Annotated in this window: 11 protein-coding genes; 7 read left to right on the forward strand and 4 right to left on the reverse strand. The window is 47.3% G+C overall.

What is annotated here, in order from left to right; all coding sequences use genetic code 11:
* Positions 1-10: 10 nt before the first annotated feature.
* Together SB724_RS13390 and SB724_RS13395 are read left to right on the forward strand one after the other, a co-directional pair.
* Positions 11-1,153 carry a sensor histidine kinase gene (locus SB724_RS13390; protein WP_265972565.1) on the forward strand — a complete coding sequence of 381 codons (1,143 nt, stop codon included), beginning with the start codon at positions 11-13 and terminating at the stop codon, positions 1,151-1,153.
* On the forward strand, positions 1,150-1,749 hold the full coding sequence (locus SB724_RS13395; protein WP_007614886.1) for a response regulator transcription factor: 600 nt from the start codon (positions 1,150-1,152) through the stop codon (positions 1,747-1,749). The genes SB724_RS13390 and SB724_RS13395 overlap by 4 nt, the downstream gene beginning before the upstream one ends.
* 56 nt (positions 1,750-1,805) lie before the next feature.
* On the opposite strand, the gene SB724_RS13400 is transcribed toward SB724_RS13395, so the two are convergent.
* Positions 1,806-2,627, reverse strand: coding sequence for an SDR family oxidoreductase (locus SB724_RS13400; RefSeq protein WP_014419300.1), 822 nt, complete (start codon positions 2,625-2,627; stop codon positions 1,806-1,808).
* 127 nt (positions 2,628-2,754) lie between these two features.
* Between SB724_RS13400 and SB724_RS13405 the strand changes: the two genes are divergently transcribed.
* Both SB724_RS13405 and htpG read left to right on the forward strand, forming a co-directional pair.
* The gene (locus tag SB724_RS13405) at positions 2,755-3,003 is read left to right on the forward strand and encodes a hypothetical protein (protein WP_105937126.1); all 249 of its coding nucleotides are present in this window, start codon (positions 2,755-2,757) and stop codon (positions 3,001-3,003) included.
* Positions 3,004-3,174: 171 nt separating this feature from the next.
* Entirely contained in the window at positions 3,175-5,055 is a 1,881-nt protein-coding gene (gene htpG / locus SB724_RS13410; protein WP_007614881.1) for a molecular chaperone HtpG, read from the forward strand.
* A gap of 42 nt (positions 5,056-5,097) precedes the next feature.
* Here the strand turns inward: htpG and SB724_RS13415 are convergent, their stop codons facing one another.
* The 3 genes from SB724_RS13415 to SB724_RS13425 all read right to left on the reverse strand — a co-directional run bounded on the left by SB724_RS13415 (position 5,098) and on the right by SB724_RS13425 (position 8,372).
* On the reverse strand, positions 5,098-6,486 hold the full coding sequence (locus tag SB724_RS13415) for a sugar porter family MFS transporter (protein ID WP_032869301.1): 1,389 nt from the start codon (positions 6,484-6,486) through the stop codon (positions 5,098-5,100).
* A gap of 120 nt (positions 6,487-6,606) precedes the next feature.
* Positions 6,607-7,539: an aldo/keto reductase gene (locus SB724_RS13420; RefSeq protein ID WP_044802350.1), complete on the reverse strand. Its 933-nt coding sequence runs from the start codon at positions 7,537-7,539 to the stop codon at positions 6,607-6,609.
* 77 nt (positions 7,540-7,616) lie between these two features.
* A complete protein-coding gene (locus SB724_RS13425; RefSeq protein ID WP_007614879.1) occupies positions 7,617-8,372 on the reverse strand; it encodes a DeoR/GlpR family DNA-binding transcription regulator in 756 nt (251 codons plus the stop codon).
* Between the two features lie 445 nt (positions 8,373-8,817).
* Between SB724_RS13425 and iolA the strand changes: the two genes are divergently transcribed.
* From iolA to iolC, 3 genes are all read left to right on the forward strand, one after another.
* Positions 8,818-10,281, forward strand: a complete 1,464-nt coding sequence (gene iolA, locus SB724_RS13430) for a methylmalonate-semialdehyde dehydrogenase (protein WP_045209395.1) — start codon at positions 8,818-8,820, stop codon at positions 10,279-10,281.
* A gap of 73 nt (positions 10,282-10,354) precedes the next feature.
* Positions 10,355-11,170: a 5-deoxy-glucuronate isomerase gene (iolB, locus tag SB724_RS13435; protein WP_265972570.1), complete on the forward strand. Its 816-nt coding sequence runs from the start codon at positions 10,355-10,357 to the stop codon at positions 11,168-11,170.
* A 23-nt stretch (positions 11,171-11,193) separates the two neighbouring features.
* Entirely contained in the window at positions 11,194-12,186 is a 993-nt protein-coding gene (iolC, locus tag SB724_RS13440) for a 5-dehydro-2-deoxygluconokinase (RefSeq protein WP_410571485.1), read from the forward strand.
* Positions 12,187-12,192: the final 6 nt, after the last annotated feature.

Consider the following 12,192-nt stretch of genomic DNA (forward strand, 5'->3'; position numbering starts at 1 on the left):
TGGAACAAAGATGAAGAAGTATTTTAAATTTCAAAAACTGAATGGGATTTCTCCTTATATATGGACGATTTTTTTCATCTTGCCTTTTTATTTTATTTTTAAAAGCTCTTCTACCTTTGTCATCGTGGCCGGCATCATTTTCACACTTGTTTTCTTTGGCGCATACCGCTTCGCATTTGTTGCAAAAGGCTGGCCGCTTTACTTATGGGCGCTTCTTCTGATCGGCATTTCGACCGGCTCAGTTATGCTGTTCAGCTATATTTATTTCGCCTTCTTTATCGCCTACTTCATCGGCCATATCCGAGACAAAGTTCCTTTTTACATCTTATATTACATTCATATCATCAGTGCGGCGGTGGCGGTTGCCGTCAACTTCAGCCTTGTTCTGAAAAAAGGGTGGTTTTTGACACAAATTCCGTTTATCGTCATTACACTGATCAGTGCCATCCTGCTCCCGCTCACCATTCGAAGCAGAAAGGCAAGAGAGCGCCTTGAGGAGAAATTAGAATATGCAAATGAACGAATCGCCGATCTTGTGAAGCTGGAAGAAAGGCAGCGCATCGCCCGGGACCTTCACGATACACTTGGACAAAAGCTCTCCTTAATCGGACTGAAAAGCGACCTCGCCCGAAAGCTGATTTACAAGGACCCTGAACAGGCCCGCACTGAGCTGAAAAGCGTGCAGCAGACGGCCCGCACCTCCTTAAATGAGGTCAGAAAAATCGTCTCATCGATGAAAGGCATCCGATTGAAGGATGAGCTCGGCAATGTTCGGCAAATTCTTGAAGCGGCAGGAATTGAATTTGTGTATGAAGAAAAAGAAGCGCCAAAACATATCTCTCTGCTGAACGAAAACATCGTCAGCATGTGCATAAAAGAAGCCGTCACCAATGTCGTGAAACACAGCGGTGCCAAAGTATGCCGCATCACCATTCAGCAGCTTTGGAAAGAGGTTGTCATTACGGTGGAAGATGACGGCAGCTTTCAATGCAAAGAAGACCGCTTTTTTTCAAAGGGGCACGGCCTGCTTGGAATGAGGGAACGTCTTGAATTCGCAAACGGCAGTTTAGCCATCGATACAGCCGCCGGAACAAAGCTGACCATGAGAATCCCGAATGATTCAAAATCAAAAGAAAAGGATGGTAGCAGATGATCAACATCTTCATTGCCGAGGATCAGCAAATGCTGCTCGGCGCACTCGGTTCACTGTTGAATTTAGAAGAGGATATGACGGTTGTCGGCCAAGGCACAAGCGGCCAGGATGCCATCGATTTCGTGGAAAAACATGCGCCCGACATCTGTCTGATGGATATCGAAATGCCCGGGAAATCAGGTCTTGAAGCGGCAGAAGAACTCAAGGACAGCGGTGTGAAAATCATCATTTTGACGACCTTTGCCCGCTCCGGCTATTTTCAGCGGGCGCTAAAAGCAGGCGTCAGCGGGTACATGCTCAAGGACAGCCCGAGCGATGAGCTCGTCAGCGCCATCCGCAGCGTCATGAAAGGAAGACGCGTCTACGCACCTGAATTAATGGAGGACATCTATAGTGAAGAAAACCCGCTGACCGAACGGGAAAAAGAGGTGCTCGAGCTTGTGGCAGACGGAAAAAACACGAAAGAAATCGCAAACGCCCTCAGCATTAAAAGCGGCACAGTCCGTAATTACGTTTCGATGATCCTTGATAAATTAGAAGTGAAAAATCGAATTGAAGCCATTACCCGATCAAAGGAAAAGGGCTGGTTTAAGTAACCCGCCCTCAGCTTGTTCAGCCAGTGTTTTTGCACTGGCTTGTTTCTTTTTCACCGTCACTCCGTCTCTTCCTTCCACTTCTTATCAATCAGCATTTTTCCCGGCCAAGTGTATGCCATGATGCCGCCGTCTGCGGTGATGTCTTCTCCCGTGACGTAAGAGCTGTCGTCTGAAGCGAGGAAGAGCGCGACGGCTGCCATTTCTTCCGGTTTTCCGAGCCGGCCGAGCGGCGTGATCCATTTGTTGGCTTCACGGAACGCTTCGCCCATTTCGTCTTCTGTCGTGCCTGCCAATTTATCAATGAGCGGCGTTTCAATCGTCCCCGGCGATAAGGAATTGACGCGGATTCCGCTTCTGGCGTAATCGATGGCCATCGCTCTCGTCAGGTTCGTGATTCCGCCTTTTGCGGCGTTATAGCCTGAGCGGTCAAGGTCTGCGGCCCGGCCAGACATGGAGGAGGTGTTGATGATGGAGCCTCCTTTTTCGAGCATGAGCGGAATCAGGTATTTGCTGCACAGAAATGTGCCGCGCAGATCGACGGCGATGATCCGGTCAAACAGGTCGACCGGGTATTCATGGACTTTTCCGCCCTCTTGGTCAACACCGGCATTGTTAAACAGAATATCAATTGTTCCGTACTTTCGCTGAATGCCGTCTGCAAAAGACTTTACGTTTTCTTCGTCTGATACATCAAGGTGAAAGGCTTCTGCTTCTCCGCCGTTTTTTCTGATGGCGCTGACGGTTTCATTCAGTTCGCTTTCATTGATGTCACCGCAGATCACGCGGGCGCCTTCATCGGCGAAAACCCGTGCCGTCGCTTGTCCGATGCCTGTCGCGGCCCCTGTGATGATTGCGGTTTTGTCTGTTAATCTTCCCATATTGCGATTCCTCCTTTTTTTTATCTGTTCCCGCTGAATAGGGGGATAAACATATGGAGGTCTATTTCTAAATACCTATTAAATATGTTAATATTATGTATATACACCATTGGGAGGTTTACATATTTTGAAGATACAGCATAAGAAGGAGATAGCGTTTTATTGTTATGCCATTGTTCCTATGGGATTTGTGATTTACACCGTTATCTCTATTCTATTTCAGGACATCATATTTCCTCTCACTGTAAGAAATGTTTTGCATGAGTCTTTGCGAAACTTGGGATCTCTTATCTTATTTAGTTTGTTTTTCTACCCGTCATACATATGGATGAAGAAGGAATTCGGCCGCCGGAAAGAAGCAGAGGGGAGAGGATGATCAACATTCTCTCTTTTTTATTAATAAAATGGGTGAAATGAATCCATTAACATGTTAAATTTACAATATATGCATCTGCTAATCCTAGTTGACAATTGTCACTGTATATGATAAATAGATGCTGAAAAGATTTTACATAACATCAAAGCATAATTAAAGGAGAGATCTGAAGTGCGGAAAAAAAAGTTTAAAGCAGAATCCAAGCGATTGCTGGACATGATGATTAACTCCATTTACACGCAGAAGGAAATTTTTCTCCGCGAGTTAATTTCCAACGCGAGCGATGCGATTGACAAAATCTATTACAAGGCGTTAACCGATGATTCATTAACGTTTGATCAAGACAATTACTACATAAAAGTGACGGCGGACAAAGAAGCAAGAACGCTCACCGTCACAGACACCGGTATCGGGATGACAAAAGACGAGCTTGAACAGCATCTCGGCACGATTGCGAAAAGCGGTTCACTCGCTTTCAAGCAAGAAAATGACTCGAAAGACGGCCATGACATTATCGGCCAGTTCGGCGTCGGGTTTTATGCGGCGTTTATGGTGGCTGATAAAGTCACGGTGAAAAGTAAGGCGCTCGGCAGTGACGAGGCGTATGTATGGGAGTCGGAAGGGGCTGCCGGCTACACGATCGCGCCGTGTGACAAGGAAACCGTCGGTACGGAAATCACCTTGAAAATAAAAGAAAACACAGAAGATGAAAGCTATGATGAGTTTTTAGAAAACTACCGCATCAAAGCGATCGTGAAAAAGTACTCTGATTTTATCCGCTACCCGATCAAAATGGAAGAGACGGTCAACAAGCCGAAAGAGGGCAGCGAGAACGAATTTGAAGAAGTTCAGGAAGAACAGACGGTCAACAGCATGGTGCCGATCTGGAGAAAAAACAAAAGCGAGCTGACGGATGAGGATTACGAGGCTTTTTACGCCGAGAAGCATTACGGTTTTGATAAACCGCTGACCCATGTGCATATCAGCGTCGATGGAGCGGTGCGCTACAATTCGATTTTGTTTATTCCGGAAAACATGCCGTTTGACTATTATACGAAGGAATTCGAAAAAGGATTGGAGCTGTATTCCAACGGCGTGCTGATCATGAACAAATGCGCCGACCTGCTTCCGGACCATTTCAGCTTTGTAAAAGGCATGGTGGATTCTGAGGATCTGTCGCTGAACATTTCCAGAGAGATGCTGCAGCACGACCGCCAGCTGAAGCTGATTGCGAAAAACATCAATAAAAAAATCAAAGCCGAGCTGAAGAGCCTGCTGAAGAACAAAAGAGAAAAATACGAATCTTTCTATGAATCTTTCGGCAGACAGCTGAAATTCGGCGTCTATAATGATTTCGGCGCGAATAAAGACGTATTAAAAGATCTGCTTCTCTTCTATTCATCTAAGGAGAAAAAGCTCGTCACTCTGGACGAATATGTGTCCAGAATGCCTGAGGATCAAAAATATATCTATTACGCGTCCGGCGATTCATATGAGCGGATTGAAAAGCTGCCGCAAACTGAAATGGTGGCGGACAAAGGCTACGAGATTTTATATTTCACGGAAGATATTGATGAATTCGCGATCAAAATGCTGACAAGCTATGAGGAAAAAGAGTTCAAATCCGTATCCAGCGCCGACTTAGGCATCGACAGTGATGAGGATGAAAAGCAGACTGAAGCCGAAGAAAACGAATATAAAGACCTGTTCGAAAGCATGAAAGAGATTCTTGCGGATAAAGTAAAGAACGTCAGAGCATCGAAACGTTTAAAATCCCATCCGGTATGCTTTGCGACAGACGGCGAAGTGACGATCGAAATGGAGAAAGTGTTAAACGCCATGCCTGACAGCCAGCAGGTCAAAGCGGAAAAAGTGCTGGAAATCAACCCGAACCACGAAGTGTTTGAGACGTTAAAGAACGCCCACGGACAAGATCGGGAAAAGCTGGCATTATACACAAACCTGCTGTACAATCAGGCGCTTCTGATTGAAGGGCTGCCGATCCATGATCCGGTCGAATTTACGAATGACATCTGCAAAGTCATGGTTTGACGCTAAAAAGGAATCGCCCGGCGGGGGCGATTCCTTTTTTTATTACAATGTGCGCTGTTTAAGAATTTGATTTTGTTTGCTGCGCTTCTTTAAGGAGAACCGTTTTTTTAAGTGCGTTTCGATTTCTTCTAAACTTCTGCCCTTCGTTTCAGGAACGATGTAAGCGGCGAAGAAGAAGGATGAGAGGCAAATGACTGAGAATATTCCGAATACCCAGCCGATGCCCATGGCGCTCAGCATAAGCGGGAATACCAGTGAAACGATCAGGTTGGTTGCCGACAGAATCAATGTCGTAAATCCGGTTGCGGCACCGCGTGCGTTTGACGGGAACAGCTCCGGCATCAGAACCCATACGACGGGACCCCATGTCGCCTGGTAGAAAACGATATAGATGCCGAGAAACAGCACGGTCAGCCATGCCGTTGAAGCTGACAGGCCGGCCAGAAGGAGAATGGCTGATAGTGACGCCAGGCTCAAGGTAATGCCGACACTTCCCCACATCAGCAGTTTTTTCCGGCCGATCCGGTCAATTAAGATCATGGCGGTGATACACATGATGACGTTTAAGACACCGATGCCCATCGTGCCGAGAACGGACGCCGAAGTGCCGAGTCCGGCCTTCGTAAAGATGGTCGGCGCATAGTAAATCACCGTGTTGATACCGACCGCCTGCTGGAAGATGGCGAGGCCGATCCCGATCAGCAGCATAGGGCGGATCCATTTGGCTTTCAGCAAGCCGAGTGTAGATTCTTTTTTCTCGGCTTCACCTTGTTTCATTTCCGCCAATTCAACGGCGATATCCTCTTTGTCGTGGGTCATTTCCATGACTTGTCTGGCTTCCTTCTCACGGCCGCGTTTGACGAGCCATCTCGGAGATTCCGGCATAAACGCGATTCCGATTAATAAAAGCGCCGCCGGTACTGCGGCGAGACCGACCATCCAGCGCCAAGCTTCAAACGGGGTGAATATGTAATTCACAATATATGCGAGTAAAATTCCGGTTACAATCATTAAGTTATTCAATGTGCCGAGCGTTCCGCGTATTTTTGTCGGCGCCATCTCAGATAGATAAACGGGAACCAGCGCCGTTGAGCCGCCGACGGCTAACCCGAGTATGACACGGGAGATAATCAGCATAGTGACGGTTTGCGAAGCCGCACAGGCAAGCGCGCCGATAATAAAAATGAGTGAAAGGACGAAAACCACTTTTCTCCGGCCCCATCGGTCAGAGCATGTCCCGCTTAATGCGGACCCGAAAATCGCACCGAGCAGCAGCATGCTGACGACCAATCCTTCGGTCAGCGTGTTTAAAGGAATATCATTGTTAATAAATAACAAAGCCCCTGAAATCACACCGGTGTCATAGCCGTAAAGCAGCCCGCCTAATGCTCCGAAAAAGTAAATCAGGTATTTTTTGGTGTTTTTCTTCACAGATGATCCTCCTCATCTTTTGGAACGCATAATAGTTTATTTAGATAACTATTTCATTCCCCGAAGAGAAAAATATAAACATAAAAAAACACGCCCCTTTTAAAAGGCGTGTTTTTTTTCTTAGGAAAACAGCTTGTCGATAAACGCGATTTCTTCAGCAGATAGCGTAATGGAGGCTGCTTTCATGTTGTCTTTTAATTGATCCGCGCGTTTGGCGCCCGGAATCAGGATATCGATTTCAGGTCTCGCCAAGTACCAGGCAAGCACGATATGCGCCGTATCGGCATTGTGCTTTTCGGCAATCGGTTTGAGCTGGTTGACTTTTTTGATGTTTTCTTTAAACTGCTCCCCTTGGAAATGCGCCTGGTCATTGCGCAGGTCGCCTTCAGGGAAGGTTGTGTTCTCGTCGTATTTGCCGGCCAGCAGTCCGGATACGAGCGGGAAGTACGGAATGAATGAGATGCCGTGTTCTGTCGTATAAGGGAAGAAAGTCTTTTCCGCCTCACGGTTCAGCAGGTTGTATTCTCCTTGAATCACGTCGACTAAGCCGTCTTTATTGGCTTCTTTCAGCTGCTCCAAAGAGAAATTGGATACGCCGATGGAACGGATTTTTCCTTCTTTTTTCAGCTCATTCAACGCTTGAACGGCTTCGTCCTTCGGCGTGTGCTCATCCGGGAAATGGATGTAGAATAAATCGATGTAATCAGTCTGCAGGCGTTTCAGGCTGTCTTCGACCGATTGTTTCAAAAAGGCCGGTGAGTTGTCGAAAACAAAGTCATCGCCTTCTTTTCTGTGAGCGGCTTTTGTGGCGATGAAGACATCCTCGCGGTTAAAGTCTTTCAGCACCTCGCCGATTAATTCTTCAGAACGGCCCACACCGTAAATATAGGCGGTATCTAACATGGTAACGCCGCTTTTAATCGCTTCCCGAACCAATTCTTTTCCCGTTTCTTCATTCAGATTCGGATAGAGATTGTGTCCGCCGACCGCATTTGTTCCCAAACCGATCGGAAATACCTTTAGGTCAGTTTTGCCGATTGTTACTTTGCTCATGTTTTCGCCCCCTGAAAAAATTGGATATCATAGCGACTGCCGGAAAAATACGGCAGCGTTCTCTATTAACTATAACGCTATGCCAAGTGAATGTCGATTTGATGCTCTTGGCAATACTTCGTATATTCCTCATCGAGCTGCTGAGAAGTGACGATGCTGTGAAGCCGGTCGAAAGGCGCGTATGTCAAAAGCGTGGATTTGCCGAATTTGGAATGATCCGCGAGCAGATACACTTCGTTCGCCTTTTCGGAAATTCTCTTTTTCACCTCGTATTCCAGTAAGTCGGAATTCGTCAGGCCGTGGGTGATCGTTGTCCCGGTAGCGGACATGAACGCCTTGTTAATGTTGTATTTATTGAGTGTGCTCGGATCATCAATGCCGACAAACGACCTTGTCTTCCGTTTGTAGTTATTGCCGATGATGATCAGGTCGATATTTTTCATGGATGAAGCCGCGTTAATAATATCAAGGCTGTTCGTCAAAACCGTTACATTCTTATCGGGATCAAGCGTCTCCAGCATCGATTTGGTCGTCGTGCCGGAATCAATAAACACAAGATCGTGATCCTCGATAAACCGTGACGCATAGCGGGCGATTTTGATTTTTTCATCCTGATGTTGAATAGTGCGGTTTTCAAAAGGGACGAGCACAGATTTTTCAGCTGACGTCACGCCGCCGTACACCTTTTTGATCACCCCTTTTTCCGCAAGCTTATTAATATCGCGTCTGACCGTGTTTTTAGAGACGTTGAATACCTCGCACAGCTCATCCAGCGAAGTGGCTCCGTGTTTGAGAATGTATTCTTCCATCTCCTGAATCCGCATCAGTTTCATAAAAAAACTCCTTCTAGAATTCTTAAAGTAATTAAAATATATAATAAACACCAGAAGTTAATCAATAGTTACTTAACAAATGATAAAAAAGAGGGTTCACACCGTACGATTCGACACGGTTCTCCAAGTTCCTGTTTTCCCGTTCAAAAAAAGTATGATAAGAATAATGAAAAAATTTTGATTTTTTAGATTGACTTGAAGGTGTGTTGGGCTTACAATGTAACCAAGAAATGACCAAAATATAACCTGCAAAATCAAAAGTTAAAGATGTAACCGTTTGCTTTTTTTCGTCACATGATCAACTTTTACATGGAAAGATTGGGAGTCACCATCATTTTAGCATTTGTAAGCGTTTAATTCATGTCTTTTATATGTAAAAGATGAATATATTCATCCGTTATTACCCAGTTGAACAGGATGTTTACTATTTAAGGAGGCAATGAGAATGGCAGAGATCAGAAAACTGAAAAACTACATCAATGGTGAATGGGTTGAAAGTAAGACAGATCAATATGAAGACGTTGTCAATCCGGCTACAAAAGAAGTGATGTGCCAGGTTCCGATTTCTACGCGGGAGGATGTGGAATACGCCGTCCGCTCAGCGTCAGAGGCGTTTCAAACATGGTCAAAGACGGCAGTGCCGCGCCGTGCGAGAATTCTATTTAACTATCAGCAGCTTCTCCAGCAGAACAAAGAAGAGCTTGCCCGTCTGATCACTTTGGAAAACGGTAAAAACACGACGGAAGCACTCGGTGAAGTGGGACGCGGAATTGAAAACGTCGAATTCGCAGCGGGCGCGCCGTCACTCATGATGGGCGATTCACTCGCCTCCATCGCGACGGATGTAGAGGCAGCGAACTACCGCTATCCGATCGGGGTGGTCGGCGGTATCGCACCGTTCAACTTCCCGATGATGGTTCCGTGCTGGATGTTCCCGATGGCGATTTCATTAGGAAACACTTTCATTCTGAAGCCGTCTGAGCGTACGCCGCTGTTAACGGAAAAACTGGCAGAGCTGTTTGAACAGGCCGGTCTGCCGAAGGGCGTCTTCAATGTCGTGCACGGCGCGCATGACGTCGTAAACGGCGTTCTTGAACATCCGGAGATTAAAGCCATCTCATTCGTCGGTTCAAAACCTGTCGGCGAGTATGTTTTCAAAAAAGGCAGCGAACATTTGAAACGCGTGCAGGCGTTAACGGGCGCGAAAAACCATACGATCGTGTTAAATGACGCCCACCTTGAAGATACGGTGACAAACATTATCGGTGCGGCATTCGGTTCGGCAGGAGAGCGCTGCATGGCATGCGCGGTTGTGACGGTTGAAGAGGGAATCGCCGATGAGTTTATGGCGAAATTACAGGAAAAAGCAGCGGACATCAAGATCGGAAACGGACTGGATGACGGCGTGTTCTTAGGCCCGGTCATCCGCGAGGACAACAAAAAACGCACGCACAGCTATATTGAAAAAGGCATCGAAGAAGGAGCGAGACTTCTTTGTGACGGGCGTGAAAACGCAACGGAAGACGGCTATTTCGTCGGACCGACAATTTTTGACAACGTGACGACGGATATGACGATCTGGAAAGATGAAATCTTTGCGCCCGTTCTGTCGGTCATCCGCGTGAAAAACTTAAAAGAAGCGGTGGACATCGCCAACCAGTCTGAATTTGCGAACGGCGCGTGTCTGTTCACTTCAAATGCGAACGCGATCCGCTACTTCCGTGAAAATATTGACGCGGGAATGCTCGGCATCAACCTTGGCGTGCCGGCGCCGATGGCATTCTTCCCGTTCTCTGGCTGGAAGTCTTCTTTCTTCGGCACATTGCACGCAAACGGAAAAGACAGCGTCGACTTCTATACACGTAAAAAAGTCGTGACGGCACGATACCCGTCTCCTGACTTCAATTGATCTGGCAGCCGGCCCGGACGGCTTTGTGATTTCGTCCGGGTTTTCTTTTACCATCAATTAAGGAGGAATATACATGAGTCATTTGCTGCGCAAACCGCAGGCCGATGAGATTTCTCAAGGCGTGAACATCATACATGACGTCACTTCAGCCAATTCAGACCTCAAATACGTCGGATTTAAAGTCGTTGACCTCACTCCCGGTTCCGCATATACAGAAGATTTGAAAAAGACGGAGTGCTGCATCGTTGCGGTAACGGGAAAAATCACCGTCACTGATTATGATCAGACATTTGAAAGCATCGGCACCCGTGAAAGCGTATTTGAAAGAAAACCGACGGACAGCGTTTATGTGTCCACTGACCGCTCTTTTGGAATCACAGCGGTCAGTGGGGCGAGGGTCGCGCTGTGCTATTCTCCGTCCGAACACCAGCTTCCGACAAAGCTGATTAAAGCGGAAGACAACGGTGTGGAACATCGCGGCAAGCTGGCAAACAAACGAACCGTTCATAATATTCTCCCCGATTCAGATCCATCGGCAAACAGCCTTCTCGTTGTTGAAGTTTACACGGACAGCGGCAACTGGTCGAGCTACCCGCCTCATAAACATGACCAAGACAATCTGCCGGCTGAATCCTTTTTAGAAGAAACCTATTACCATGAAACGGACCCGCCGCAGGGGTTTGTCTTCCAGCGTGTGTACACCGACGACCGCTCGATTGACGAGACGATGACCGCAGAAAATGAAAACGTTGTCATTGTCCCGGCGGGCTATCACCCGGTTGGTGTTCCGGACGGGTATACCTCTTACTACCTGAATGTAATGGCGGGACCGACACGAAAATGGAAGTTTCATAATGACCCGGCCCATGAATGGATCCTGGAACGCTAACAAGTGAGGAGTGGCAGATAACGATGAAATATACGTTTAATGAAGAAAAAGAGTTTGATATTGTCGCGATCGGACGCGCGTGTATTGATTTGAACGCGGCGGAATACAACCGGCCGATGGAAGAAACGATGACGTTTTCTAAATATGTCGGCGGCTCCCCGGCAAATATTGCGATCGGCAGCGCCAAGCTCGGATTAAAAGCCGGTTTTATCGGCAAAATCCCGGACGATCAGCACGGCCGATTCATCGTTTCCTATATGCAGGGAAAGGGCGTTGATACGTCACAAATGACCGTTGACAGAGAAGGGCGCAAAGCCGGGCTCGCTTTTACGGAAATTCTCAGTCCCGAAGAGTGCAGCATTCTGATGTACCGGGATGACGTGGCGGATTTGTATCTTGAGCCGTCCGAAGTCAATGAAGGCTACATCGCAAACGCGAAAATGCTGCTCGTGTCAGGCACGGCGCTTGCGAAAAGCCCGTCGCGCGAAGCCGTCTTAAAAGCGGTGCATATCGCAAAAAAACATGACGTAAAAGTCGTGTTTGAGCTCGACTACCGTCCGTATACATGGCAATCGGCAGAAGAAACAGCCGTGTACTACACGCTGGCGGCGGAACAATCCGATATCGTCATCGGTACGCGTGACGAATTTGACGTAATGGAAAACCGCAGCGGCAGAGATAACGATGAAACCGTCCGCCATTTGTTTGCGCACTCCGCTGACCTTGTCGTCATTAAGCACGGCGTTGACGGATCATACGCATACAGCAGATCGGGAGAAGTTTTCCGGGCGCATGCCTATAAAACAAAGGTGCTGAAGACCTTCGGAGCGGGTGATTCCTATGCGTCAGCCTTCATCTACGGACTTGTCAGCGGCCGGGATATTGAAACGGCTTTAAAATACGGGAGCGCTTCCGCTTCCATCGTCGTCAGCAGACACAGCTCCTCAGAAGCAATGCCGGCTGCCGGTGAAATCATCGAACTGATTGAAGCGCAGCACAGTCTTAACGGTAAATAGAACGTA

Origin of the sequence: Bacillus sp. SIMBA_031 (assembly GCF_046535225.1) — a bacterium.
GTDB classification, from domain to species: Bacteria; Bacillota; Bacilli; order Bacillales; family Bacillaceae; genus Bacillus; species Bacillus velezensis.